This is a genomic window from Bradyrhizobium roseum (assembly GCF_030413175.1).
GTDB lineage: Bacteria > Pseudomonadota > Alphaproteobacteria > Rhizobiales > Xanthobacteraceae > Bradyrhizobium > Bradyrhizobium roseum.
Map to the genome: position 1 here is coordinate 6,221,190 of NZ_CP129212.1, position 25,964 is coordinate 6,247,153.

Sequence of the window (25,964 nt, forward strand, 5' to 3'; positions counted from 1 at the left end):
TTTCTTTTCATGGAGGCATGGATTGCTTCGCTTCGCTCGCAATGACGTCCTCACGTAGCTCGCATCGGGATAATATTGATGTCTGTAACCACCCTACCATCACGCGTCGTGGCCGCCCGGCAACCGGGCTGGATCGTGCGCCTGTTCGATTACAAGCCGTTCCTGATCGTGATGTGCCTCGCGCCCGCGATCGGGCTGCTGGCGGTGTTCCTCACCTATCCGCTCGGCCTCGGCGTCTGGCTCGCCTTCACCGACACCACGATCGGCCAGCGCGGCGTCTTCGTCGGATTCGAGAATTTCCAGTACCTCCTCAAGGATCCCTTGTGGTGGAACGCGGTATTCTACAGCGTGTTCTACACAGCCGTGGCGACCTTCGGGAAATTCGCGCTCGGCTTCTGGCTCGCGCTGCTGCTCAACAACCACTTCCCGCTCAAGAGTTTGCTGCGCGCCATCGTGCTGCTGCCGTGGATCGTGCCGACGGTGCTCTCGGCGCTGGCGTTCTGGTGGATCTACGATCCGCAGTTCTCGATCATCTCGTATCTGCTGGTCGACGTGCTGCACGTCCGCAGCACCAATGTCGACTTCCTGGGAACGCCGTGGCCGGCGCGGTTCTCGCTGATCGTCGCCAACATCTGGCGCGGCATTCCCTTTGTCGCGATCTCGCTCCTGGCGGGCCTGCAGACCATCTCGCCCTCGCTCTATGAGGCGGCAATGCTGGACGGCGCCACCGCCTGGCAGCGATTCCGCTACATCACCTTCCCGATGATGATGCCGATCCTCGCGATCGTGATGACGTTCTCGATCATCTTCACCTTCACCGACTTCCAGCTCGTCTACGCCATCACCCGCGGCGGACCGGTCAACTCGACGCATCTGCTCGCCACACTGGCGTTCCAGCGCGGCATCGCCGGCGGCGAGCTCGGCGAGGGTGCGGCGATCGCGGTGTCGATGATCCCGTTCCTCGTATTCGCGACATTATTCAGCTACTTCGGCCTCGCGCGCCGCAAATGGCAGCAGGGAGAAGCCAATGACTGACGTAGCCGCCTCACCGGGCAACAGCAATGTCGCCAGCGCCACGCCGGACACGATGTCGTGGGACTCCCGCGCCCGGCGGGTGATGATGATCTACCTGCCGCTGTCCTGTTTCGTGCTGATCCTGCTGTTCCCGTTCTACTGGATGGCGATCACCTCGTTCAAACCGAACGCGGAGCTCCTGAACTACAAGGAACACAATCCGTTCTGGATCACTTCGCCGACGATCGCGCACATCAAGCATCTGCTGTTCAACACTGCGTACCCGACCTGGCTGAAGACCACGATGTTCGTGGCGATCGGCTCGACCACCTTGTCGCTGTTCGCGTCGACGCTGGCGGCCTACGCCATCGAGCGGCTGCGCTTCAAGGGAAGTCCTTACGTGGGGCTCGGCATCTACCTCGCCTATCTGGTGCCGCCCTCGATCCTGTTCATTCCGCTCGCCACCGTCATCGTGCAGTTCGGCCTGTTCGATTCACCGATGGCGCTGATCCTGGTCTATCCGACGTTCCTGGTGCCGTTCTGCACCTGGCTCCTGATCGGGTATTTCAAGTCGATCCCCTATGAGCTCGAGGAATGCGCGCTGGTCGACGGCGCGACGCGGCTGCAGATCCTGCGGCGGATCACGCTGCCGCTCGCGGTGCCCGGCCTGATCTCGGCCGGCATCTTCTCGTTCACGCTGTCGTGGAACGAGTTCATCTACGCGCTCGCCTTCATCCAGAGCGGCGCCAACAAGACGGTGCCGGTCGCGATCCTGACCGAGCTCGTCACCGGCGACGTCTACCAGTGGGGAGCGCTGATGGCGGGCTCCCTGCTCGGCTCGCTGCCGGTCGCGCTGTTCTACTCGCTGTTCGTCGACTACTACGTGTCGTCGCTGACCGGCGCGGTGAAGGAGTAATCCTGCGTTCAGGCAAGCCGGGCCTTCAGGCGCGGCGTCATCCAGTTCAGGAAGGCGCGCAGCTTGAGCGGCACCGGCTTGCGCTCGGCATAGACGATATGGACCGGCCACGGCTCCTGCTCAAATTCCTCCAGCATGAGGACGAGCCGGCCGTCGCGCCGGGCCGCCTCCATCTTGTATGACATGACCCGCGTGATGCCGGCTCCCGCGACGGCGGCCTCGATGGCCGCCTCCGAGTCGCTCACCGTCAGCCTCGACCGGATCGGCGTCACGATCTCCCGGCCATCCCTGATGAACTTCCAGCTCCGCTGAGGCGCGACGCTGTCTATGCTGATGCAGTCGTGCGCTGCCAGTTCAGCGGGCTCGCGCGGGTACCCATGCTCCGCGAGATAGCCGGGGCTCGCGCATAGTACGAACCGGACCGAACCAACTTTCGTTGCGATCAGATTGCTGTCCGCGAGATTGCCGATCCGGATCGAAATATCGATGTTCTCTTCGACCGTATCGACGATGCGGTCGGTGAGGACAAGCCGCAGCGCAATCTCCGGATAGGCGTTCATGAACTCGACGGCGATCGGCATCAGGTGCATGTGCCCCAGTCCCCAAGGTGAGGTGATCGCCAGATCGCCTTTGGGGGTTCTATACTCGCCGGACACTTCGCGCTCCGCATCATCGACCTGCTCGATGATGCGCTTGCAAGCCTCGATGTAGGAACGCCCGGCGTCGGTCAACGTCATTTGCCGCGACGATCTTTTGAACAGCTGGGCCTTCAGCCGCGCTTCGAGTTCGGCGACCATGCGACTGACGGTTGCGACCGGCTTCTTCAGACGCCGTGAGGCCGCGGAAAAACTGCCTGTTTCGGCGACGGCGATGATAACCGACATCGCCTCCAAGCGATCCATTACACGGTCTTTCCAAATTCGAGAAGGTTCTTCTCGATCATATGGAGTGCACCCACACGCCGCAATGCGGTACAGGCTCGGCGTTCGGTGACTCCGGCGTGCGAGATTCAAAAGGGTGCTGCGCGGAACTAACCGGCCCCGACCGTCGGGATGCGCTGACGGCATACCGATCAACAAAGTTGCAATCAGCTCGATTGCTCGCGAAGAGGATTACGCCAGTGGGCACCATCACGACGGCGGACGGCACGCAAATCTTCTACAAGGACTGGGGCGCTGGACGTCCCGTGGTTTTCTCCCACGGTTGGCCGCTCAATGCCGACGCCTGGGACGACCAGATGTGGTTTCTCGCCTCGCATGGCCTGCGATGCATCGCCCATGACCGGCGCGGCCACGGCCGGTCCAGCCAGCCGTGGAGCGGTAACGACCTCACCACCTACGCGGATGACCTTTCGGCACTGATGGAAGCGCTCGATGTTCGGGACGCCGTCATGATCGGGCATTCGACAGGCGGCGGCGAAGTCGCGCGCTATCTCGGCCGGCACGGCACCAAGCGCGTCGTCAAGGCCGCACTCGTTTCCGCCATTCCTCCGCTCATGCTGAAAACCGCGGCTAATCCCGGCGGACTTCCGATCGAGGTCTTCGACGGCATCCGCGCCGGCCTCGTTGCCGATCGGTCGCAATACTATCGGGAACTCGCCGCGCCGTTCTATGGCGCCAATCGACCCGGCTCGAAGGTCTCACAGGGCGTCAGGGACGCGTTCTGGATGTGGAGCATGCAGGCCGGCTTTGCGGGTGCCTATCAATGCATCAAGGCATTCTCGGAAACCGATCTGACCGAAGACATCAGGCAGATCGACATCCCGACATTGGTGATCCACGGCGACGACGACCAGATCGTGCCGATCGCAGATTCGGCGCTGCTGTCATCGAAGCTGATCAGGAACGCCACCCTGAAAGTCTATCCCGGCGCTCCACACGGTCTGATGGCAACACATCGAGATCAATTCAACGGCGATTTGCTCGGCTTCATTCTGGGCTGAAAAGGCGCCCGGCGGACATCATCTTTCGCCTGCGCGTTTAACGGCGCGCAATCATCCACGACAATCAGGCTTCCCGACACGGAGACAGACATGGAAAGCGAAGAAATCAAGGACGTGGCGCTTTGCCTCGATCGTCGCCGCCTCATTGCCGGAATTTCCGGAGTGGCCGTTGCCGCGGCAGCCTCGCAGAGCGCGTCGGCGAAGTCTTCGCGCGAGGCCTCAGCCGCCGGCTATCCGGTCACGTACCATCGGACAAAGGTGATCGACGGAATCAAGATCTTTTACCGCGAGGCGGGGCCGAAGGATGCGCCCGTCATCGTGCTGCTTCACGGATTTCCGACCTCGTCGCACATGTTCCGCAACCTAATCCCGGCGCTGGCAGACCGTTATCGCGTGATCGCTCCCGATTATCCCGGCTACGGCCAGAGCGACATGCCGGACCGCGCGGCCTTCAAGTACACGTTCGACCGTTTCGGCGAACTCATTGGCGGTCTGCTCGATCAACTCGGTGTCACCCGCTACGCGATGTATGTGATGGACTACGGCGCGCCGGTGGGCTGGCGCATGGCGCTGAACCATCCCGAGCGCATCACCGGCCTGATCGTGCAGAACGGCAATGCCTATGACGAAGGGCTGAAAGAGTTCTGGGATCCAATCAAGAAGTACTGGGCCGATGGATCTGATGCGAGTCGCAAGGCCTTGCTGAAGCTCGTCACGCTGGAGACGACGAAATTTCAATACACCGACGGGATGTCCGACGTGAGCCGGATTTCGCCCGACAACTGGGTGCACGACCAGGCGCTGCTCGACAGGCCCGGCAACAACGAAGTCCAGATGGATATGCTCTACGACTATCGCACCAATCTTCCGCTGTATCCCGCGGTGCAAGCCTATTTCCGCAAGCATCAGCCGCCTACGCTGATCGTGTGGGGCAAGAACGACTTCATTTTTCCTGCCGATGGCGCGCACCCGTACAAGCGCGACCTTCCGAAAGTGGAGTTCCACCTGATCGATACCGGCCATTTCGCGCTCGAAGACAAATTCGACGAGATGGTTCCGCTGATCCGCGACTTTCTGAGCCGCAAGATCTCATAGCCTCTCACGAACGGAACGGCCTGCAGGTCGTCGCGAGGTTTTGCCCGAACTCGCCGGCTGCACCCGCAACGTGATCGACAGCAGGACCGTCAGCTACGAGGTTCCGTCAAACGAGGCGCCGCACTGAAGCGAGGCGTCCGGAGTGTTCGCTACCTGATATAAAACGCCACTGGCGCGTTGAACGGCATCGACGACTGCTTCATATCGGCAGGGAACGCGGGAAACGGCTGGGCGCGGCGCACCATCGCGAGCGTCTCGGCATCCAGTTGCGAATGGCCCGACGAACCGCCGAGGCTGACGGAAAGCACCCCGCCGCTGCGGCTGAGCGTGAAACTGACGCGCGAGGTGCCCTGCTGGCCGGCGGCCTTGGCGGCGGGCGGGTACTGCTTGAAGCGCTGCAGGTGCGCGGCGACCATCTGCCGGTAGGACGCCAGCACCGCCGCCGATGCACCGGCACTGGCGGCAGATGCGGCCGGCGCCTGGCGTTCGGCCTTGGGCGAGGCCGTCGTGCGCGGCGCCGGCGGCGCGTCGGTCGGTTTCCTGGCGTCCGGGCGCACCACTTTCGGCTTCACCGGCGTCGGCTTTTTCTCGGGCTCGGCCTTGGCAGGCTCCGGTTTCGGCGGAGTCGGCTCGGTCTTCTGCTCCGGCGGCGCGAACACTTCGGGCTTTTCCTGCGGCGGGGTCGGCTCGATCTGTTCCTGCACGGCTTCCGCCGCCGCGGGCTCGGGCGGCGAGGCATCGGCCTGCTGCATCACGGGTCCCGGTGCCAGATCGGCCTGCGTCGGCTCCGGCGCGGCGGAGACCGGCGCCATGTCGACCATGATCGCCGGCAGGGAAACGCCGGGCATCGGCCGCTGCGTGGACCAGTTCATTGCCAGCGCGATAACCGCGGCGTGCGCGGCTAGAATCACGAACGCTGAGACTCCCCAGCGCCGGGTCGTCGCACCGTCGGAGACCTCGTGCAGCGCAAACGCATTCACTGGCGCTAGCTCCGGCCGTCGAGGCCGACCAGCGCGATCTTCAGATAGCCGGCGTTGCGCAACAGGTTCATCACTTCCATCAGGTCGCCATAACTGACGGCCTTGTCGGCGCGCAGATAGAGCCGCTCGTTCTTGTCGCTCTTGGTTGCCGCATCGATGGCTGACGTCAGCGCCTCGCGCGCAATGACGTCCTCACCGACCGCAACCGAGAGGTCCGCCTTCACCGTGACGAATACCGGCTTGTCCGGGCGCGGCGCCGGCTCGACGGCGCTGGCGGGAAGATTGACGCCGAGATCGACGGTGGCGAGCGGCGCTGCGACCATGAAGATGATCAGCAGCACCAGCATCACATCGATGAACGGCGTGACGTTGATCTCGTGCGATTCGACGAGATCGTCGCTGCCGCCCCGCGTCCTGCCGCCGACTGCCTGACCGAGTCTTGCGCCCATCGCCTGGCCCTCCGTCGTCTACTCGGCGGCGCGCGCCAGCCGGAACGAGCCGCGGTCGCCTTCGCGGCTGATCAGCAGCAGCACCATCGCCGAGGCGTCGCCGAGCAGCGCGCGGTGCGCCGCGATGGTGCGGGTGAGATGGTTGTAGATCACGACCGCCGGGATCGCTGCCACCAGACCGAGCGCGGTCGCCAGCAACGCTTCCGCGATGCCGGGCGCGACGACGGCGAGATTGGTGGTGTGGGCTTCGGAAATGCCGATGAACGAATTCATGATGCCCCAGACCGTCCCGAACAGGCCGACGAACGGCGCCGTGGCGCCGATGGTCGCCAGCACGCCGGTGCCGCGCGCGATCTGCCGCGACATCGCAGCTTCAACCCGCTCCAGCCGCAGCGCCACGCGCTCCTTGAGGCCGTCGTCGAAATGGCCGCCGGAAAGAGCGGCCTCGCGCGCGGCCGACTGGATGATCTGGGCCACGGCATCCTTGCCGCCCCGGGTTTCCTGCTCCGCCCGGGCCAGCACCGTATCTGTTTCCAACAGGCCCAGACGGCGGCGGGCGGTCGACGACTTGCGGCGGACCTCAATGGTTTTGGCAAGCCAGACTGTCCAGGTCGCCAACGAGGCGAAGGCAAGCCCGACCATCACCGCCTGCACCACGATGTCGGCATTGATGAACATATTCCAGGGCGACAGGTTGCGCGGCAGCAGCGCTGCGTCCGTGGCGGCGCGCGCCGCGCCCGGCAACACGCTTGCGCCAGCCGCAACACCCCAACGGATCACCAGGTCCAGCACTGTTTGCTGCATGACCACCTCCCGGACTGATACTGCAGGAATCGGCTACGCCGCGCGGGCGGGCGCGATCCTCCCGGCGAGCGCATGAAAGCGCTGCATCTGGTCGGCACGCAGCGCGCGGGTCTCCTCGCGCCCGACGAACACCTTGAACATGATGCCGCCATCGACATTGACGAAGGCGATGAAGGCTGACGATTTGCCCATGAACGGCCGCTCCACGAAGGCGATCGCTGCGCATCGCTCATGGCGGAGATGGCCGTGGAGCCCCTTCGGCTGCATCAGGTTGAAATAGCCGCGCCCGACTTCGCCCGCCGGAAGCGGCCCGGTGAATTCGAAGATCGCGTCGTCGGTATGGACGATCAGTGTCACCTCGCCCCACTCGGCAACGTCGTTCATGGCAGCGCCGAACTCGCCGCCGGGGCCGATACGCACCATCACCTCCGGCATCGCCTCGAGTACCGCGCGCGGGGAAACCTTCCGCTCCCGCGCCACGTCCTCGATGACAGCGCCCGGATTCTCGGCCATATGCGCCCTGAGGTCGGCAAGCTCCGTGCTCAACATCGCGCCCTCCCCTCAGGCAGCAGCGCTGGACTTGCGCTCGCTCAGGATCACCTCGAAACCTTCGAACTTGGGATGGCCGAGGTAGAGGCTCTCGCCGGTCTTGTTGTCGGCGCGCGCGTGGGCGCGGCGGAACTCTTCCGACTTGGTCCAGGCCTCGAACGCGGCCTTGTCGACCCAGGTCGTATGCGAGGAATACAGCGTGTGATCTTCAAGCACGGGGCCCTTGAGCAGATGAAACTCGACGAATCCGGCCATGTTGCCGAGATAGGATTCGCGCGTGCGCCAGACGGTCTCGAACGCCGCTTCAGCGCCAATCTTCACCTGGAACCGGTTCATTGCGATAAACATTTCGAATTCTCCTTGCTGGGATGCGGGGTTGCGCCTGGCGTACGGTTTGAGTTGGTTGGGAATACGAACGCACCGAAACCGCGCTGGAGCATCAACGCGGCCCGGTGCAACATGATCGGTTATCAGCTCGTCAAATTACGCTCCGCCAAAGTGAATCTTCAAGCCTGCCTTGTAGACCCTGCCCGGTCCAGGACTCGACCACAACACGTCGTTTTGCGTGGTGCCGTCGGTGGAACTGCCGGGAATGGAATAGGGCCGGTAATACTGGTTGAGCAGATTGTCGATCGATGCCGTGAACATGATGTCCTTGGTCGCATGCCAGGTCGCGTACAGATTGACCAGCTCATACCCGGTCGAGGGAAGATATCCGGCGGGGACGTCGTTGTTGGCACCGAACGAAGACCACTGCGCCGCCAGGATCAGCCTGCGGTCGAGCAACCGCACGCCACCAGTCGTCGTGATCTTGCGCGGCGTGATGGTCGCCAGCCCGATATTGGTGGCGACGTTCTTGCCGCGGATCAGGTGACCGGCAACGCCGACATACCATAGGCCGGCATCATACATGGTCTCGGCTTCCACGCCCTCGATCCGGGCGTGCGCGATGTTCTGGTACTGATAGAACTGCGAGAACGTGCCGAACGGAGTCGCTGTCGGCGTCGAGGCAACGAGATCGATGTAGCCTTCGACGTCGTTGCGGAAGACGTTGAACTTGCCGCGGAAGCTGTCGCCTGACGTGAAGATGTCATTGTACTTCAGGTTGAGACCGACTTCCTTGTTCTTGCCGACCTCAGGCCGCAGTCCGGCGTTGGGCAGGAAGCAGAACAGGCCGCTGGTGCCATCGGGACAGGCGAACAAGGCCGGACCGCCGCCCGTGGCGTGGCCGCCCGCGATCAGCGTCTCGGTGATCGACGGCGCGCGATAACCTTCGGCATAGCTCACATAAGGCGTGAAGCCTGCCATCGGCGTCACGCCGAGGGTGATCTTTGGCGAGAAACGGTCGCCGCCGGTAGAGACCGTCCGCGAGTCCAGATCATAGCGATCGTAGCGAATCGCGCTGATGGCTTCGAACCAGGTCGAATAGTTCTGCTTCAACTGGATGAAGCCGCCGGAAACGGTGCGCACGCCGCTCGGCGTGGTGACGTCGGAGTTGCCGCGCGCGTCGGTCGTCACCACGTCGTCGCGGAACGCGTCGAACCCGTAAGTCACCGCATTGCGCCAGTCGCCGACGTTGAATCGCGTGGTGTTGTTGACGTCGACGCCGAGCGTGTCGAGCACATAGCCGCGGCGGTCGCCGACGCAGCCCGAGATGTTGTTGCCGGGAGTACCGATCGGGCAAACGCCGCCGCCGGTGCTGATGCGGTTGTTGTAGGTCTTGACCTGGTCGTTCTCGACCCGGTTGCCATATACCGTGGCGTTCCAGTCGAACCAATTGTCGTCCGGCTTGGAGTACTTATAGGTGATCGTGCCAAGGTAATTCTTCGCGTCCGATGAATAGACCGACGAGCCCGCGATCGCCGCCAGCGGCGCCGCCGTCGTGGTGGCCCCGCGATTTTGCTGCCCGATGCTGTATTGGTAATCCTGGAATACGCCACCGATCTTGACTTCGTGACCATCGGCGGGGCGGACGGTCAGCTTCATCAGGCCTGCCGCAAGCTCATTGCCGGTGTTGCCGATTTCGGTGCCGTTGCCGTCCTTGTAGTTGCCCTGGGTGCGGTACACCGCGCCGCCGAACACGTCGACATTGGGATCGGCGCGCACGCCGCCGAAGATCGAGCCGAGGCCGCGCGCATTGTTGGTGCCACCGGAGCCGGTCATGTCGACGCCCCAGCGCTCGCCCGGACGCACGACGTCGTTGATGTCCTTGGTGCGGAACGAGACCAGGCCGCCGATCGCGCCGGAGCCGTAGATGTTGGATGTCGGGCCGCGCACCACGTCGACGCCGCCGACCAGCTCCGGATCGAGGAAGAACGAGCCGTTGGCATTGTGTCCGGAACGCTGGTAATTCTGCCGCGCGCCGTCCACGACGACGGCAACACGGCCGAAATCCTGCAGGCCGCGGATGTTGATCACGGTCGCGGGGTCGTCGCCGCGCTCCTGGAACGACACGCCCGGCACATTGTAGAAGACATCCGACAGCCGGTTCGGCTGCAGACCCTGGATCTGCTCCATCGATACCGAGCTGACCGGCGCCAGCGCATCGATCGCGCGCTCCTCGGTCTTCGAGGCCGCCACCGTGATTGTGTCAAGCGATTGCACCGGCGCGCGGCCGATCTGCGCGCGCGCGTTCATCACCGGCGAGGCTTGCGCCTCTTGTTGCGGCGCGGCCGGCTTGCGCTTCGACTGCTTCAGCTTTTTCTCGGATGCGCGCGTAGCGGTCTCCGGTCCGGCCGATTGGGAATATGCCGCGCTCGACGATATCAAAGCGAACGAAATTGCCGACGCGCCCAAAACCAAGGCGCGCGAATACCTGACCCCGAAAGCCATACTGCCCCAACCTGTTATTTGTGTCTTGGGTTTGGCTGGCGGGCGCCGCCCTGAAGCGCGGCTGCTTGCTGGCTAATCATTTCCGCGACCGGGCACCCCCGCTCGTGTCGCGTCTGTCTTTGGTTACGCCGCGTTGAGGAACCGGTCAATCAGGCCGGGATGCACTTTATATCGATTGTAAAGTGCAGCTGTTGGATTGCGCGTCGATCAAATTATACAAAGCAGCTGATCGGGAACACAGGGACACAACCGCAATTATGGCGTCACCTTCAGAAGATAATGTCGGAGGCGCCGGAAAGCATGCCGAGAACCCGCCGTCTGCGAAGCGCGTTCTTACCATGAACGGCAGCCGGATCGATAGCCGCGAACTGTTCGCGACCGAGCGCGAAATCATCATCGCGCATGGCGCGGAAAGCTATCGCTTGCGCCTGACGTCGCAAAACAAACTGATTCTGACCAAGTGAACCGGTAATGACACTCTGCCGCACGCTCTTATTATCTGTGGCCACCTGCGGCTTCGTGCTCGGCGGTGCGGCCATCGCTGCGGGCATTACCGTACATGATGCGCGCAACCGCGATGTCACGATATCTGACCCGGCGAGGATCGTATCGATCGGCGGCGCGATCACCGAAATCCTTTATGCCCTGGGTTTCGAGGACCGCCTAGCCGGCGTCGACACGACGAGCCTTTATCCGCCGGCCGCACTGCGCGACAAGCCGAATGTCGGCTATATGCGCCAGCTTTCGGCCGAAGGCGTGCTTGGGCTCAATCCCTCGCTGGTGCTTGCGGTACAGGGCTCCGGGCCAAAGGAAACCATGGACGTGCTGGAAGCGGCCAAGGTGCCGCTGGTGCTGGTGCCCGAAACCTTTTCCGAACAGGGCCTGCTCGACAAGATCAAGCTGGTCGGCCACGCCATGGGTGCGGACAAGCGGGCCGAGTGCCTGACGGCGGTGGTGACCGACGATCTGGCGCAACTCCGCGAGCTGCGCGCCAAGGTGACGAGGCCGGTACGCGTGATGTTCGTGATGTCGCTATTGAACGGCCGGGCGATGGCCGCCGGAAAGAACACCGCGGCGAACGAGATCATCGCGCTCGCCGGCGCCGTCAACGCGATCGACGGCTATGACGGCTACAAGATCATCAATGACGAAGCGATCATCGCGGCAAAGCCCGAAGTGGTGCTGTCGATCCAGCGCGGCAAGGACTCGGTGGACGCGGAGACATTGTACGTCCATCCGGCTTTCGCGCTGACGCCGGTCGCGGCCAACAAGACTTTCATCGCCATGGAAGGCCTCTATCTGCTCGGCTTCGGCCCGCGCACGGCGGCTGCCGCCCGCGACCTCTCGATCAAGCTCTATCCGGGGCTGGCGCCGCAGGCGGAGAAATTCAAGCCCGCCGCCGTTACCGCCAACTGCCGGCTGTGACCACCCTCTCCGACAGCACCGAGCGCGCGAAGCCGCGCAGCGGATACGCCCTGCGTCCGCCCGCTTCGCTCACCCTGCTTTGCCTGCTGATCGCACTTGCCGGAGCGGCGCTGATCGCACTGACGATGGGCGCCGCCGGCATTCCGCTGGCCCGGCTGCCGGCCGCGCTCGGGCTGTGGGGCGACGCCGGACCGACGCTGGCACGCGACCAGCTCGTGCTGTGGTCGATCCGGATTCCGCGGATCGCCGCGGCCGCGATGGTGGGCGCCCTGCTCGCCGCATCGGGCGCCATCATGCAGGGGCTGTTTCGCAACCCGCTCGCCGACCCCGCGCTGGTCGGCGTTTCCTCCGGCGGCGCGCTGGCGGCGGCCGCCGCGATCGTGTTCACCGACAGCCAGATCGGCCAAAGCTTCCGCTTCATGCAGCATCAATTGCTGCCGATCGCGGCGTTTGCGGGCTCGCTGGTCACCACGATCGTCCTCTATTCGATCGCGAGCCGCTCGGGGCGGACGTCGATCGCGATCTTCCTGCTCGCCGGCATTGCGATTGCCGCCATCGCCAATGCCGGCATCGGGCTTCTGGTGTTCATCGCCGACGACCGCCAGTTGCGCGACATCACGTTCTGGATGCTGGGCTCGCTGAGCGGGGCGACCTGGCCCAAGCTCGCGACGCTGGCGCCGGTGCTGGCGCTTGCCTTGATCGCCTGCGTTTCGATCGCGCGCGGGCTCGATGTGCTCGTATTGGGTGAGGCCGAAGCGTTTCACAGCGGCGTCGATGTCGAGCGGCTGAAGCGGATTTCGATCGTGCTGGTGTCGGCGATGACGGGCGTCGCGGTTTCGGTCTGCGGCGTGGTCGGATTCATCGGCATCGTGGTGCCTCATCTGCTCCGGCTGGTGATCGGGCCGGCGCACCGGCTGCTGCTGCCGGCCTCGATGCTGCTGGGCGCCGTGCTGCTGGTGGGAGCCGATACGTTGGCCCGCACCATCGTGGCGCCCGCCGAAATGCCGATCGGCATCCTGACAGCGGCGATCGGCGCGCCGTTCTTCCTCGGCATGCTACTGCGCCAGCGCGGGCTGGTTTCGCTATGACCGACGTTCTCGAAGCGCAAACGGTCTCGTTGGCGATCGGCGGTGCCACGCTGGTCGACGGCGTCGATCTGCGTGTCAGCGCCGGCGCGATGGTCGCCATCGTCGGCCCCAACGGCGCCGGCAAGTCGACGCTGCTGCGGATGCTGTCCGGCGATCTCCGCCCGACCCGCGGGCAGATCAAACTGAAGCAGCGTGACATCCACGCCTATCCGCCGCGGCAACTCGCCCATCACCGCGCCATGCTGTCGCAGCACGTCAACGTCACCTTTCCGTTCACGGTCGAGGAAATCGTCCATATGGGCGCAGGCGATACCGGCCGCGCCGCCGCACAGAAACTGGTCGATGCGGCGCTGGGCGAGGTCGGGCTGGCGCATTTCAGCCACCGGCAATTGCCGACGCTCTCCGGCGGCGAGCAGCAGCGCGCGCATTTCGCCCGCGTGCTGGTGCAGCTTGCCTGCGGCGAAAAGCAGCATGGCCCGGGGCTCCTGCTGCTCGACGAGCCGACCTCCAGCCTCGACATGCGCCACCAGATCGATCTGGTGGAAACAGCGAAACGGCGCGCACAGAACGGCACCGCGGTGATCGCCGTACTGCACGACCTTAACCTGGCGATGCGCTTCGCCGACCGGATCGTGCTGCTGCATCGCGGCAGGCTCGCCGTCGACGGCGGCCGCACTGATGCAATCACCGCCGAAACCATCCGCCGGATTTTTGAGGTGGATGTAAAGGTTGAATACACCGATCAGGGCGCGCCGTTTCTGCTGCCGCAGACCATGCGGCCAGCGGGCCAGCCAATGACATAACGCCGCAGACTTATCCAACGGCGTCACGCTGCTTTCACGGAACTGTCAGCCAATTGTAACAGCCGCTCCGCAAGACACTCCGCATCGTCATCATGAGGAGATCCGCCATGCGCGTGTCGTTGCTCTGCTCCGTCGCTTCGCTATTTTTGGCCAGCGCGGCCTTCGCACAAGGCGAAGGCGAATTTCCCGCCACGTTGAAGGGTCACGCCGTGCTGTCGGCCGAGACCTTTGTCGAGGCACCTGCTGATGCGCCGGCGGATCTGAAGACCGCCGGCAAATACACGACCGGCAAGCGCATCGACGCCCTCGGTAGCGTGATGGGTAAATCCTACGAGCGCCCCACCGGCGTCTCGCTGCCATTCAAGGGCCAGCCGCTGCAGGGCCATTCCGGCATCAAGGTGATGCCGGACGGTTCGTTCTGGGTGCTGACCGACAACGGCATGGGCTCGCGCTACAACTCGGCCGACTCGATGCTGTACCTGAACCGCCACAAGATCGACTGGACGGGCGGCAAGATCGAACGGCAGGAAACTATCTTCCTGCACGATCCCGACAAGAAAGTGCCGTTCCGCATCCTGCATGAGGACACGGCAAAACGTTATCTCACCGGCGCAGACTTCGACACCGAGGGCTTTCAGATCATCGGCGACACCTTCTGGATCGGCGACGAGTTCGGACCCTATGTGCTGAAGGCCGACAAGACTGGCAAGATCCTGGCCGTGTTCGACAGCATGGCGGACGGCAAGCCGGTGCGCTCGCCCGACCATTGGTCGGTGCAGTCGCCGGGCGCGCCGGGCGCGAGCTACACCACGGTCAACCTGCGCCGCTCCAAGGGCTATGAAGGGTTTGCCGCCTCGAAGGACGGCAAGTTCCTCTACGGTCTGCTCGAAGGCCCGCTGTGGGACGTCGAAAAGAAGGATGTTGAAAAGGTCGACGGCAAGGAAGCCGCTCGGATTCTGGAATTCGACGTTGCGGCCGAAAAATTCACCGGCCGCTACTGGCACTATGTCTTCGAGCAGAACGGCCACGCCATCGGCGACTTCAACATGATCGACGCTTCGAGCGGCCTGATCATCGAGCGCGACAATGGCGAAGGCACGACCGACAAGGCGTGTCCGGCCGGCCAGCGCGGCGAGAATTGCTTTCCCGACCTCGCGAAGTTCAAGCGCGTCTACAAGATCGAACTGTCCGACGCCAATGTCGGCAAGCCGGTGCGCAAGATCGCCTATATCGACCTGATGAAGATCAAGGATCCCGACAAGAAGGCCCGCAAGCCGCTGAATGACGGCGTCTTGACCTTCCCGTTCTTCACCATCGAGAACGTCGACCGTGTCGACGAAACGCACATCATCGTCGGCAACGACAACAACCTGCCGTTCTCGTCGAGCCGCGATCCCAACAAGGCGGATGACAACGAGTTCGTGCTGCTGGAAGTGGCGGAGTTTTTGAAGGCGAAGTGAGGTAAGTGCGCGGCCCTCTCCGCTTCGTTGCGCGGAGAGGGTGATCAGAGGGCTACGGCAGCACAGCCGCCCGTCGCCGGTCGAGCGCCTTCGAGTGCACCATCCATGCCGGCAGAGCCTCACCATCGCGGTGTCGCCCTCCGGCGCATGCCGCTGCCCATGCCGATGCGGCACCGAGCAGAATGGCCGTCGCAACCGAGAATGCTAGGATGACGGTGCTGCGGCGTGACCTCGCGATGGCCGTCGTGGCGCTCGCGACGACGCCGTCGACCCTGCGTTCCGCGTCAGTTGCGGCAAGTCCGGTCAGAGCTACGACCTGCTGAACGAGATAGGTTCGATCCTCCGCGCTCATGCCGCTATGGCTCGAGGTGGTAAGAAGGATGCGACCAGCCTCCGCGCGTTCGGCGCTCAGATCGACATTGGGGGCACGGCGACCGGCGCGATAAAGGCGGTCCAGCTCATAACTCAAAATGGGCTCGGCCGCACTCGCCTGCGCCGTGCCTCGCGCCGGCGTTGTACGACTGACGGTGGCGGCGCCGATCCAAGTCGCAAGGATGGCTCCCATCACCACGGCAAGCGCCCAAGTACCGAGTCCATGGGCACCGTCGACGTGCTCGGTCTCATCCACTACTGCCGTGCCGACAGCTGGGGTAGCCGTCGGAGTACGGGTGTGCCCGGCAATGTAACCGCCGAGCCCGAAACTGATGACAGCCTGGATGATCAGATAGAGGCCTGACAGGATAGCAAGCGCCGCGGATGCATCGCGCCACGTCGGCGCCGTCGATGTGACGCCAAGCCCGATGGTCACGGCGAACGTCAGCAATACCGACGACAGCGCAGTCGCCGCCAGAGCGCCGAGGACGATAGGCGACCATTGCAGGAAGCGTGGCGCGACATCGCTTTGCGTCCCCGGGGTGATATTTTCCATCGACATATGCATCGCCTCAGCGAAGGCCGAAGAAGGACAGCACCGCCAGAACCACGACAACCAGGCCGACAAGATAGATAAGACCGTTCATGATTTTTCCTCCATAGGTCCCGCCGCCATTTCCCAAGCGACAATCTTCACAAATCGGCAAAGTTCCCTGATTGCAGAGGAAAAAGTTGCAAGCCGGGATCCCTGGTTGTCGTGTCAACTTGTTGGCCCCGCATGCTTATTTGCAATAGTCGTGCGATCCTTCGTCCGATAATCTCCGAACGTCGTGTCGCGCTGGTCGAGTTGCGATTTCACGCTCGATCCGTCACGCCGGAACGTCGACATGTAGTTCCTGCTCGCCTCCGTCGTGAACGCCAGCGCCTGGATCTCGGTGCCGGCGCGCATCGCGGCGCGCGCGCCCATGATCTCCATGGCGCGGTGCACCGAGCGCTTGTTGAGCTGCTGCAGCTCCACCGGCACTTTTGCGGCGCGTTCGGCAAAGTCCAGCGTACGTTCGTCAAGTTCTGCGAGCGGGAACGACCGTGTCGCAAATCCCCATTCGGCAGCCTCGCGGCCGGACATCGCGTCGCCCGTCAGCATCAGTTCCATCGCGCGGCGCATGCCGACCAACCAGGGGTGATACTGCATGTCGGGCGGGCTCATCAGCCGCACCGGCGGATAGCCGATCTGGGCGTCGTCGGCGACGTAGACGATATCGCAGGCGGTCGCGAGTTCGGTGCCGCCGGCGAGACAATAGCCGTGCACCTGTGCCACCACCGGCTTTGCCAGATCCCAGATCGAGAACCAGCCCTCGACGACGTGACGTGACCACTGACCCGGGCCGGCGGCCGAGTGATACGGCTGGTCAATGCGGTTATCGGCCGACAGATCGTAACCCGCCGAGAAGCACGGACCGGCGCCGCGAATGACTGTGATCGACACGTCGGGATTGCGATCAGCCGCTTCCAGCACCTCGAACACTTCCGCGCGCAGGCGATTATTCAGTGCATTGCGCTTCTCCGGCCGGTTCAGCGTGATGCGCCGGACCCGCGGCCGGGGATCATCGACGAGAATATGTTGATACGGCATCGGTCGGCTTCTCCCTGTTCGCGGGGCTGTTGGGCGGCCCTCGTGCTTCGGCGATGGTATCAGAGATGAAGCCGTCCCACAGCAGCCGGGCCAGCTTGACTTGAATCAACGACAGGAACGGCCTCTCGGCCTCTGATCCTCACTCCATTGATAGGAGAAGTGCGATGCTTGTCCGCGACGTCATGGTTGCCCCGGTGATCACCGTGGGTCCGTCCGCCTCCGTGCAGGAGGTTGCGAAGCTGTTTCTTGAAAAGCAGATCAGTGCGGTTCCCGTGCTGGACCACAATGGCAAGTTGGTCGGCATCGTCAGCGAGGGCGATCTGCTGCACCGGGCCGAAGCCGGCACGGAGCGGCATCGATCCTGGTGGCTTCGCGCGTTGACCGACAGCGATACGCTGGCGGCCGAATACGTCAAGTCGCACAGCCGCAAGGTTTCGGACGTCATGACGCGGGAAGTCGTCACCACGTCGCCCCAGACGCCGCTCCACGAAGTCGCGGCGGTGATGGAGAACAATGCCGTCAAGCGATTGCCGGTTCTGGAGAACGGCCAGCTCGTCGGCGTGGTGAGCAGGGCCAATCTTCTTCAGGCGGTGGCCAGCGCGCGGCAATTGCTCGACATCGCGCCGACCGACAAGGCGATCCGCGACCGAATCCTGTCCAGCCTGAAGAACGAATCCTGGGGCCACACGGGACTGCTGAACATCACCGTCGCCAACGGCATCGTCGACATCTGGGGCATGGCGGACTCCGACGCTGAACGACAGGCGATCAGGGTGGTGGCAGAATCTGCCGCCGGTGTCGGCGCCGTTCACGATCACCTGGTCACGTACCGGGGTGGCGGCTGGCAATGAGGGACTTCCGACCCTCTCCCGCACCGGCGAGAATCGGAAGTCCATCTATCCTCGCTGTGCTCAGCCCGACGGCGTCATCACCACGCTCTTGTCCTTGGGCCAGCGGATCCGCCAGGCGAAGTTGATGTCCTTTGCCTCGCCGGCCTTGGCTTCATACGCCCATTCCAGCACGCCGCGCCTGTCGCGGAGGTTGGTCGCTGACGGCGCCGTGGTCGACGGCAGCATCTCGACGACAATGTCCTCGTTCTCGCTGACCGGCAACTGGTCCTCGATCGCGATCCGGATCGGGAAATCATGACCGTTGCGCACGGTGGTCTTGAACGAACGCTCGTCGGTCTTCGACGTCGTCACTATCAGGCCGGCCGAGCCCTCGTTGCGCTTCAGCACGCTGCGTTCGATCTTGATTTTTTCGTCGGCGCCGAAGCCGAGCCGCACGGTTTCGTCCTTGGCCGCAGCCGCCATCTGGCCGCGACCGACGAACACGCCGTCACGATAGATCGCGACCCGTCCCGGCAGCAGCGGCGCGTCCTCGACCTGTTTGAAGCTCGCTTCGAGGAAGGCCGTTGGGTCGATCACCGGCACGGCGCGAACCGCCAGATCGGGTGCAATATTCGCGCTGGAGACGCGCAATCCCTTGGCGCCTTCGCCGGCGCCAAGGCTGACGCGGCCGGGAATCCGGAATACCACCTGGAAGCCGCTGACGTCGGCGGCGGCCTGCTGCTCGACCGCCTTCTCCATCGCGGGCTCTTCGTTCTTTCCTCCTATAGCGCCGCGGAGCAGTCGCTGCGGGGCTGGCGCAGCTGACGGCATTGCCATATCCGACATCGCCCCCGCAGAGATCGGGCGCGGCGGTTGCGGATATTGAACGACGAGCGACTTCAGGTCGGGCGCGCTGCCGCCCCGCGCGGTGCGCACGGTGGAAACGGCGAGCGCGACATTCGACCAGTCCTCGCCGGTGTTTTGCGTGATCTCGGCGCGGCGCACCAGTTCGAGCGCGGGCTTGCGGTCTTTCGCGCCGGTGTCGAGGCGGGCGTCGTAGAGCGGCGCCCAGCGCGCGTTGCGCACCGAGTAGGTAACCCGCAGCGTCGCCTTGGTTGCCGCGGCGGCCGACAGCTCGATCCGCACTTCCATCCTGCTCGGCGGCTTCTGCGCCCGGTCCTGTTCGAGACGGGCGATTTCACGATCGAGTTCGCGCTGCTTGCGCCCGGCATCGCGGATTGTGCTGTCGGCGCTGGCGACTTCCTCGCCGACCGCAGCAAACGCAGCGCGCCATTCGGCGATCGGCCGCGCCTCACCCTTGTCGCCGATGCCGGCCGGAGAAGCCTCCGCAAACCGTTCGGCGAATTTGCGCCGGGCGGTGGCGGCATCGATCGCGCCCTGCAGATTGACGCGCTCGTCCTTGAGCGCCTCGATGCGCTTGTCGAGTTCGGGCAGGTTGACCGGCGGCGCCGCGCGCGGCGGTTTGGCGTCGATCGCGCCGATCGTGAGTTTCACACCGGCCTCCCCCTCGACGCGCAGCGAGGCTGGATCGAGCGTCAGGGGAAAATCCTTCAGAACGGCCGAATTGTCGCCGGCGGGCAGGTCGAGCGTCACGACGCGGGTGACGCTGGCGCCATCGGGATAGACGGTGACGGCATCGACCGCGGAGACGGCGGCGAGGTCGGCTGCACGCGCGGGCTCCATCGCCAGCACCGTGAAGGCGACGAGGCTCGTCGTCAAAAAGCCGTTCGAAATCAATCGCATGGATACTCTCCTGAACCGGTCGCCGGACGGCAACGGGAAACCTGCCCACCACTCCCGGTCATGAGACGCAGCAAGGGCGAAACCGGTTCGATCGGGAGAGTAACGCCATCGCGGCGGGACCGCGGCGACGGCAGGAAGGTAGCGTTACCGGCTCAGGCGGCGCGCACCGAGTTCAGGAATTTTCCGACCTCGAGCTTGAGGCGGTTGCTGTCGCCCGACAGCGACTGCGCCGCCGAGAGAACCTGGGTCGAAGCCGAGCCGGTTTCGACGGCGCCGGAACGGACGTCGGCGATGTTGGCGCTGACCTGTGTCGTTCCCAGTGCCGCCTGCTGCACGTTGCGGGAGATTTCCTGCGTCGCCGCGCCCTGCTCTTCGACCGCGGCTGCGATGGTCGAGGAAATCTCCGACAGTTTTTCAATCGTGCTGCTGATCGCCCGGATCGCGCTTACGGAATCGCCGGTGGCCGCCTGGATGTCCGCGATCTGCCGGCCGATGTCATCGGTCGCCTTCGCAGTCTGCTCGGCCAGCGCCTTGACTTCGGACGCCACAACCGCAAAGCCGCGTCCGGCCTCGCCGGCGCGGGCGGCCTCGATCGTGGCATTCAGCGCCAGCAAATTAGTCTGTCCGGCAATGGTATTGATCAGTTCGACGACATCGCCGATCCGGGTCGCTGCGTTCGACAATTCGACGACGCGCGCATTGGTATGGTGGGCCTGGCCGACCGCCTCATTGGCAATCCGCGCTGAATTCTGAACCTGGCGGCTGATCTCGTTGACAGAAGAACTCAGCTCTTCGGTCGCGGAAGCCACTGACTGCACATTGGTGGCAGCTTCCTCGGAAGCCGCCTCCACAATGGTGGCCAATTCCTGCGAACGAGTCGCGGTCGTGGTCAGCACGGTAGCGGAGGCTTCCAGCTCGGTCGAGGCCGACGACACGGTGTCGACGATCTCACCAACCGCGCCCTCGAAGGAATCGGCCATCCTGATCATGTCGGCCTTGCGTTGCTCGGCCACGATCCGCTCCTGCCGGCTCTTTTCCTCGGCTTCAGCACGCGCCTTCGCTTCCGCATTGATCTTGAATGTTTCCACCGCCTGCGCGATCTCCCCGACCTCGTCGCCGCGGCCGAGTCCTGGAAGCACGATGGCAAAATTGCCCTTGGCCAGTTCCACCATCGCCGCCGTCATGGCCGTCAGCGGTTTGGAGACCGATCTTCCGATAAAAAATCCAGCCCCCATCACCGATACCGCAATCAGCGCAATCGCTATCTCCATCCAGCGCTGGATGCTGTCGCGTTCCGCCGCATTCATCCGCTCCGCCTCGGCACGGATAACGTTGACCTCCTTCGATACGGCGTCGATCACGGGCTCCACTTTCGCAAACGCCTCCGACATCGCCTTCAATTCAGCCGCGAGCATCAGGGCCTGCTCCATCCAGGCCTGAAAATCGCGCTGATAGTCCGCGAGCTTCTGCTTCAGTTCGGTCCTGGCGGCGTCCGCAACAGCGGCTTTTTCGATCCCGGCGACGAACTCGGCATTTCGCTTTGTCATGTCGTCGCCATACTTGCGGTCACGCCGCAACATGAAATCCTTCTCGTGGCGGCGCATCATCAACATGGTGATCAGGAGTGCCTGATCCTGCATCTGGACGATGCGAGATTCGATTTCGTGAACCGAAGCTCGCAAGCGCCCCTCGAGGCCCGACTTCTCGTCGAGGCCGAGATGCCGCTTCTGTTCGACGACGGCAACGAAGTGCCCCTGATACTTCTTCAGTGAGGCGTTCATTGCTTCGATCTGGCGTCCGAGATCGGGCTTGCCGACGGCAGCGACCCTGCCACGCAGGGTCTCGACGTCGGCGGCAACCGCCTTGGCGATCTCGACCTGGCTCTCCGCCTTCTTCATGTCGTTGCGTAGCAGGAAATCCTTCTCCGCCCGACGGCCTTCCAGCAATCCGACCTCGATCCCCCGATTCAGCTCGGCGATGCTTCGCGCGTTATCGGCGGCGTCGCGATACACCGCCATGGCTTTTTCGCCGTACAGATGCATGCCGCCGATCAGAACGACGCCGACCACGCCAATTGCGCCAATCGCCATGATCTTGTGAGTCAAGCGCAGGGGCATGAAAAATTCCTGAGGTGGTTTGCAAAAGCTAAACCGTTCTGCACCTCTAGCGTGCACGCACGCAACTTTTCGTAAATTTCACCGCCCGTAAGAATACGTGTCGCGACAGGTCGTCTCGCTTCGAAGGCGCGAAACCCGGGCACAGCTAGAAAGCAGCGCACCCCGCACACCGCTACGCACGCTGGCGTGCATAGACTGTCGAGCAATCCATGCGACTGCGCGAACCTAACCGAACCGTCGGGATACGCTCAGCGCATCGAGTATTCCGGTTCTCAGAACACCAGCGCCTTGGCCTGCTTCACCTGCGGCAGTGCCTGCACCTTGCCGAGCACGTCAGCCGGCACAGGGCCGTCGATCTCGACCAGCGCGATGGCGTCGCCGCCCTGCTTGACGCGGCCGAGATGGAAGGTGGCGATGTTGAGCTTGGCGTCGCCGAGCAGCCCGGCGAAGGCGCCGATGAAGCCGGGCTTGTCCTCGTTGGTGACGTAGATCATCGACTTGCCGAACTCGGCGTCGACCCGGATGCCCTTGATGTCGACCAGCCGCGGCTTGCCGTCGTGATAGACCGTGCCTGACACCGAGCGTTCCTGCTGTTCGGTGGTGACAGTGACCGTGATCAGGCTTTCATAGTCACTCTGCGCGGCGCGCACGATTTCGTCGACCACCATGCCGCGCTCCTTGGCGACAACCGGCGCAGAGACGACGTTGACGTCGCCCAACATCGGCCGCAGCAGGCCCGAAAGCACCGCCGAGGTGATCGCCTTGATCTTCATCGAGGCGACGTTGCCTTCATAGGTGATTTCGACCTTGAGAATGCCGCTCTCGGTGAGCTGGCCCGCGAACGAACCGAGCTTTTCGGCGAGTTCGATGAACGGCTTCAGCTTCGGCGCTTCCTCCGCCGTGATCGACGGAAAATTCACCGCGTTCGAGATCGCGCCGGTCAGGAGATAATCCGACATCTGTTCGGCGACCTGCAGCGCGACATTCTCCTGCGCTTCCGTGGTCGAGGCGCCGAGATGCGGGGTGCAGATCACGTTGGGATGGCCGAACAGCACATTCTTGGTGGCGGGCTCCTCGACGAACACGTCAAACGCCGCGCCGGCGACATGCTTGGCGTTGAGCGCGTCGACCAGCGCCTGCTCGTCGACCAGGCCGCCGCGGGCGCAATTGATGATGCGCACGCCTTTCTTCATCTTTGCAATGGCCGCCGCGTCGATGATGTTCCGGGTCTTGTCGGTCAGCGGCGTGTGCAGCGTGATGAAATCGGCGCGCTTGAGCAAATCGTCGAGTTCGACCTTCTCGACTCCGATGTCCTTGGCGCGCTCGGGCGACAGGAACGGATCGAACGCAATGACTTTCATGCGCAGGCCGAGCGCACGGTCGGCGACGATCGCACCGATGTTGCCGCAGCCGATCACGCCCAACGTCTTGCCGGTGATCTCGACGCCCATGAAGCGGTTCTTCTCCCACTTGCCGGCCTGGGTCGAGGCGTCGGCCTGCGGAATTTCGCGCGCCAGCGCCAGCATCAGCGTTATGGCATGTTCGGCGGTCGTGATCGAATTGCCGAACGGCGTATTCATCACGATGATGCCCTTGGCGGTCGCGGCCGGGATCTCGACATTGTCGACGCCGATGCCGGCGCGGCCGATCACTTTCAGCCTGGTGGCCTTTTCGATGATTTTGGCGGTGGCCTTTGTCGCGGAGCGGATAGCAAGCCCATCGTAGTTTCCGATGATCTCGGCGAGCTTGTCCTTGTCCTTGCCGAGATTGGGCTGGAAGTCGACCTCGACGCCGCGATCCTTGAAGATCTGCACGGCGGCGGGGGACAGCGCGTCGGAAATGAGAACTTTTGGCTTTGTCATTGGTCTACCTGAAAGGCTAATGGAGGAAGCCGCTCTTGGCGGCGGTGACGGGAATTCCGGTACGCAGGGTCGCGGCAATCGAACTGCCGTCGAGCGGCATGGCATCGAGAATGCGTCCGCCGAGAATATCGCCGACCAGGGCGCCGCTGATCGCATCGCGAACGTCCTGCCACGCACCGCTGTGATCGACCCCGAGCATCCAGCTTTGCTCGCCGCCCCGCGTCGCCAGCATCAGCCAGGCGCCGCGGACGGATTTGACCGCGGCGAGTTCGCGCGCCAGCGCCTGGATCAAGTCCGTGGGGATTTCGCTGGGATGCGCCAGCATGACCTGCTGCGGCGCTTGCGTTGTGACGGCCTGCGGGCCGCTGAGCTCGAAATCGCCCGCTAGCATCCGCGCCACTTCGCCCGGCGTAAAATCCTTGCCGTAGTCCGATCCCGGATTGAGCACGAATGGCGCGCCGGGATAGCGGGCGAACAGGTCGCGCACCCGTTCGGGCACCGCGACGTGGTCGTCGCGGTACCAGGCCTGCGCGCGTGAGCGTGCGGTAAAGAACGGAATCAACCGCTCCTCACCGCGCACCGCACTCGGCAGCGTCATTTTGACGCCTTCCGGAATCACGGCGTTGCCGTCCGGGCCGGATGCGATCGGACCGTCTGGCACCAGCACCAGTACGATTTCGGCGTCCATCAACGCGCGCGCAAAGCCCGGCCGTTCGGCCGGCTCCGCCGATGCACGCATCAGCAAACGCTCGATGTCGTTCTCGGGTTCAAACATGAGATCGCCTGTGAAAGGTATTGCCGTGCGGAGCATCCGCACGGCTGAACTTCAGGCTGTCTTAAGCCGCCTTCGGCAGCGCGGCTTTGGTCTCGGCGAAAGCCCAGTCGATCCACTGCGTCAGCAGCGCGACGTCGGAAGCCTCCACGGTGGCGCCGCACCAGATCCGCAGGCCCGCCGGCGCATCGCGGTAGTAGGCGAAGTCGTAACCGGCGCCTTCCTTCTCGACCAACGCGACCAGCTTCTTGGAAAACTCCGCCTGCGCGTCCGCCGTCAGCGAGGTGATGGCGGGATCGGTGAACTTGAGGCACACCGACGTGTTCGAGCGGATCGAGGCTTCCTTGGCCAGGAAGTCGATCCACGGCGTCTTCGCCTTCCAGTCCGACAGCACTTTCGTGTTGGCGTCGGCGCGCGCGATCAGCGCCTTGAGGCCGCCGATCGACTTGGCCCAGTTCAGCGCATCGAGATAATCCTCGACGCACAGCATCGAGGGCGTGTTGATGGTCTCGCCTTCAAAAATGCCCTGGTTGAGCTTGCCGCCCTTGGTCAGGCGGAAGATCTTCGGCAGCGGCCAGGCCGGCTTGTAGGTCTCGAGCCGCTCCACCGCGCGAGGGCTGAGGATCAGCATGCCGTGCGCGGCCTCGCCGCCCAGCGCCTTCTGCCAGGAGAACGTCACCACATCGAGTTTCGCAAAATCGAGCGGCTGCGCGAAAGCGGCCGACGTCGCGTCACAGATGGTGAGGCCTTCGCGGGTCGCGCTGATCCAGTCGGCGTTCGGCACGCGCACGCCTGATGTCGTGCCGTTCCAGGTGAAAACGATGTCGGACGCCGGATCGGCCTTGGCGAGATCGGGAATGTCGCCATAGCCGGCGTGCAGCTTGGTGACGTCCTTCAGTTTCAATTCCTTGACGATATCGCTGACCCAGCCCTCGCCGAAGGATTCCCAGGCAATCGTGGTGACGGGACGTGCGCCGAGCAGCGACCACAGCGCCATTTCGACCGCGCCGGTATCGGACGCCGGCACGATGCCGATTTTGTAATCGGCAGGCACCTCAAGCACTTCGCGCGTCAGTTCGATCGCGAGCTTGAGCTTGGCCTTGCCGACCTTCGCGCGGTGCGAGCGGCCAAGGGCTGCGTCCTTGAGATTTTGCGGATTCCAGCCGGGGCGCTTGGCGCAGGGGCCGGAGGAAAAATGCGGCACGTTCGGCCGCGAAGCGGGCTTCGCTACGGTCATGATCTATCCTTCCAGATAGC

Annotated in this window: 25 protein-coding genes; 11 read left to right on the forward strand and 14 right to left on the reverse strand. The window is 63.8% G+C overall.

Annotated elements, in window-relative coordinates; genetic code table 11:
* Window positions 1-78 precede the first annotated feature (78 nt).
* Both QUH67_RS29410 and QUH67_RS29415 read left to right on the forward strand, forming a co-directional pair.
* Window positions 79-1,035 (forward strand): carbohydrate ABC transporter permease, encoded by a 957-nt coding sequence (locus QUH67_RS29410; RefSeq protein ID WP_300942998.1) that lies wholly within the window; start codon window positions 79-81, stop codon window positions 1,033-1,035.
* A complete protein-coding gene (locus QUH67_RS29415) occupies window positions 1,028-1,930 on the forward strand; it encodes a carbohydrate ABC transporter permease (protein ID WP_300942999.1) in 903 nt (300 codons plus the stop codon). The genes QUH67_RS29410 and QUH67_RS29415 overlap by 8 nt, the downstream gene beginning before the upstream one ends.
* 8 nt (window positions 1,931-1,938) lie before the next feature.
* Here QUH67_RS29415 and QUH67_RS29420 read toward each other — a convergent pair whose 3' ends face one another.
* Window positions 1,939-2,832 (reverse strand): LysR family transcriptional regulator, encoded by an 894-nt coding sequence (locus tag QUH67_RS29420; protein ID WP_300948212.1) that lies wholly within the window; start codon window positions 2,830-2,832, stop codon window positions 1,939-1,941.
* Window positions 2,833-3,050: 218 nt separating this feature from the next.
* Here QUH67_RS29420 and QUH67_RS29425 point away from each other — a divergent pair, with 218 nt between their 5' ends.
* Both QUH67_RS29425 and QUH67_RS29430 read left to right on the forward strand, forming a co-directional pair.
* Window positions 3,051-3,872, forward strand: a complete 822-nt coding sequence (locus QUH67_RS29425) for an alpha/beta fold hydrolase (RefSeq protein ID WP_300943000.1) — start codon at window positions 3,051-3,053, stop codon at window positions 3,870-3,872.
* Window positions 3,873-3,962: 90 nt separating this feature from the next.
* On the forward strand, window positions 3,963-4,967 hold the full coding sequence (locus QUH67_RS29430; RefSeq protein ID WP_300943001.1) for an alpha/beta fold hydrolase: 1,005 nt from the start codon (window positions 3,963-3,965) through the stop codon (window positions 4,965-4,967).
* Between the two features lie 149 nt (window positions 4,968-5,116).
* Here the strand turns inward: QUH67_RS29430 and QUH67_RS29435 are convergent, their stop codons facing one another.
* From QUH67_RS29435 to QUH67_RS29460, 6 genes are all read right to left on the reverse strand, one after another.
* Window positions 5,117-5,947 carry an energy transducer TonB gene (locus QUH67_RS29435; RefSeq protein WP_300943002.1) on the reverse strand — a complete coding sequence of 277 codons (831 nt, stop codon included), beginning with the start codon at window positions 5,945-5,947 and terminating at the stop codon, window positions 5,117-5,119.
* Between the two features lie 5 nt (window positions 5,948-5,952).
* A complete protein-coding gene (gene exbD / locus QUH67_RS29440) occupies window positions 5,953-6,396 on the reverse strand; it encodes a TonB system transport protein ExbD (protein WP_300943003.1) in 444 nt (147 codons plus the stop codon).
* Between the two features lie 18 nt (window positions 6,397-6,414).
* Entirely contained in the window at window positions 6,415-7,200 is a 786-nt protein-coding gene (gene exbB / locus QUH67_RS29445) for a tonB-system energizer ExbB (RefSeq protein WP_300943004.1), read from the reverse strand.
* Window positions 7,201-7,233: 33 nt separating this feature from the next.
* Entirely contained in the window at window positions 7,234-7,749 is a 516-nt protein-coding gene (hutX, locus tag QUH67_RS29450) for a heme utilization cystosolic carrier protein HutX (protein WP_300943005.1), read from the reverse strand.
* Between the two features lie 12 nt (window positions 7,750-7,761).
* Entirely contained in the window at window positions 7,762-8,097 is a 336-nt protein-coding gene (locus QUH67_RS29455; protein WP_300943006.1) for an antibiotic biosynthesis monooxygenase family protein, read from the reverse strand.
* Window positions 8,098-8,232: 135 nt separating this feature from the next.
* The gene (locus QUH67_RS29460; protein WP_300948213.1) at window positions 8,233-10,386 is read right to left on the reverse strand and encodes a TonB-dependent hemoglobin/transferrin/lactoferrin family receptor; all 2,154 of its coding nucleotides are present in this window, start codon (window positions 10,384-10,386) and stop codon (window positions 8,233-8,235) included.
* Between the two features lie 40 nt (window positions 10,387-10,426).
* On the opposite strand from QUH67_RS29460, the gene QUH67_RS29465 reads away from it, so the two are divergent.
* From QUH67_RS29465 to QUH67_RS29490, 6 genes are all read left to right on the forward strand, one after another.
* Entirely contained in the window at window positions 10,427-10,657 is a 231-nt protein-coding gene (locus QUH67_RS29465; protein ID WP_300943007.1) for a hypothetical protein, read from the forward strand.
* A gap of 181 nt (window positions 10,658-10,838) precedes the next feature.
* The gene (locus tag QUH67_RS29470) at window positions 10,839-11,045 is read left to right on the forward strand and encodes a hemin uptake protein HemP (RefSeq protein WP_300948214.1); all 207 of its coding nucleotides are present in this window, start codon (window positions 10,839-10,841) and stop codon (window positions 11,043-11,045) included.
* A gap of 7 nt (window positions 11,046-11,052) precedes the next feature.
* The gene (locus QUH67_RS29475) at window positions 11,053-12,006 is read left to right on the forward strand and encodes a heme/hemin ABC transporter substrate-binding protein (protein WP_300943008.1); all 954 of its coding nucleotides are present in this window, start codon (window positions 11,053-11,055) and stop codon (window positions 12,004-12,006) included.
* 50 nt (window positions 12,007-12,056) lie between these two features.
* Window positions 12,057-13,094 (forward strand): FecCD family ABC transporter permease, encoded by a 1,038-nt coding sequence (locus QUH67_RS29480; RefSeq protein WP_300948215.1) that lies wholly within the window; start codon window positions 12,057-12,059, stop codon window positions 13,092-13,094.
* Entirely contained in the window at window positions 13,091-13,897 is an 807-nt protein-coding gene (locus QUH67_RS29485) for a heme ABC transporter ATP-binding protein (RefSeq protein WP_300943009.1), read from the forward strand. The genes QUH67_RS29480 and QUH67_RS29485 overlap by 4 nt, the downstream gene beginning before the upstream one ends.
* 107 nt (window positions 13,898-14,004) lie before the next feature.
* On the forward strand, window positions 14,005-15,357 hold the full coding sequence (locus QUH67_RS29490; protein WP_300943010.1) for an esterase-like activity of phytase family protein: 1,353 nt from the start codon (window positions 14,005-14,007) through the stop codon (window positions 15,355-15,357).
* 52 nt (window positions 15,358-15,409) lie between these two features.
* On the opposite strand, the gene QUH67_RS29495 is transcribed toward QUH67_RS29490, so the two are convergent.
* A complete protein-coding gene (locus QUH67_RS29495; protein ID WP_300943011.1) occupies window positions 15,410-16,291 on the reverse strand; it encodes a hypothetical protein in 882 nt (293 codons plus the stop codon).
* Window positions 16,292-16,489: 198 nt separating this feature from the next.
* Window positions 16,490-17,362: an enoyl-CoA hydratase-related protein gene (locus QUH67_RS29500; RefSeq protein ID WP_300943012.1), complete on the reverse strand. Its 873-nt coding sequence runs from the start codon at window positions 17,360-17,362 to the stop codon at window positions 16,490-16,492.
* A 164-nt stretch (window positions 17,363-17,526) separates the two neighbouring features.
* On the opposite strand from QUH67_RS29500, the gene QUH67_RS29505 reads away from it, so the two are divergent.
* On the forward strand, window positions 17,527-18,213 hold the full coding sequence (locus QUH67_RS29505) for a CBS domain-containing protein (RefSeq protein ID WP_300943013.1): 687 nt from the start codon (window positions 17,527-17,529) through the stop codon (window positions 18,211-18,213).
* Between the two features lie 60 nt (window positions 18,214-18,273).
* On the opposite strand, the gene QUH67_RS29510 is transcribed toward QUH67_RS29505, so the two are convergent.
* The 5 genes from QUH67_RS29510 to QUH67_RS29530 all read right to left on the reverse strand — a co-directional run bounded on the left by QUH67_RS29510 (window position 18,274) and on the right by QUH67_RS29530 (window position 25,944).
* Window positions 18,274-19,956 (reverse strand): mucoidy inhibitor MuiA family protein, encoded by a 1,683-nt coding sequence (locus tag QUH67_RS29510; protein ID WP_300943014.1) that lies wholly within the window; start codon window positions 19,954-19,956, stop codon window positions 18,274-18,276.
* 152 nt (window positions 19,957-20,108) lie between these two features.
* Window positions 20,109-22,073, reverse strand: a complete 1,965-nt coding sequence (locus QUH67_RS29515) for a methyl-accepting chemotaxis protein (RefSeq protein ID WP_300943015.1) — start codon at window positions 22,071-22,073, stop codon at window positions 20,109-20,111.
* Window positions 22,074-22,345: 272 nt separating this feature from the next.
* Window positions 22,346-23,935, reverse strand: coding sequence for a phosphoglycerate dehydrogenase (gene serA / locus QUH67_RS29520; RefSeq protein ID WP_300943016.1), 1,590 nt, complete (start codon window positions 23,933-23,935; stop codon window positions 22,346-22,348).
* A 16-nt stretch (window positions 23,936-23,951) separates the two neighbouring features.
* A complete protein-coding gene (locus QUH67_RS29525) occupies window positions 23,952-24,710 on the reverse strand; it encodes an enhanced serine sensitivity protein SseB C-terminal domain-containing protein (RefSeq protein WP_300943017.1) in 759 nt (252 codons plus the stop codon).
* 61 nt (window positions 24,711-24,771) lie between these two features.
* Window positions 24,772-25,944 carry a phosphoserine transaminase gene (locus QUH67_RS29530; RefSeq protein ID WP_300943018.1) on the reverse strand — a complete coding sequence of 391 codons (1,173 nt, stop codon included), beginning with the start codon at window positions 25,942-25,944 and terminating at the stop codon, window positions 24,772-24,774.
* Window positions 25,945-25,964 lie beyond the last annotated feature (20 nt).